Source organism: Tamlana crocina (assembly GCF_012037625.1).
Genome location: NZ_JAAVJS010000919.1, coordinates 1 through 273, shown reverse-complemented (window position 1 = coordinate 273; position 273 = coordinate 1). Strand labels below are relative to the sequence as shown.

At 38.8% G+C, this 273-nt stretch carries 1 pseudogene; it reads right to left on the bottom strand.

The features are described from left to right. Positions 1-146 precede the first annotated feature (146 nt). Positions 147-273: pseudogene (locus tag HC176_RS20230) on the bottom strand (IS256 family transposase); the annotation flags it as partial.

Here is a 273-nt window from a genome sequence, read left to right as displayed (position 1 = left end):
TTGAGTACATAGAAATATGGTACAACAGGAAACGATTACACTCGTATTTGGGATACAAGACCCCTAGCGAAGTAGAGCAAGAATTTTATCAATTTAAAAATGTGGCATAGGTCTTAAAAAAAATGTCCGACTTTTTGTTGCAAGTCCACATCAAAATCGTAGACTTCACGGATCTGTTCTTCTATATCGGAATTGCTCATTCCCTTGGCGTAAAGGCTGATAATCACATTTTCTATGCCATCGACCATGTTGGTGCGTTTAGGGACCAGCATA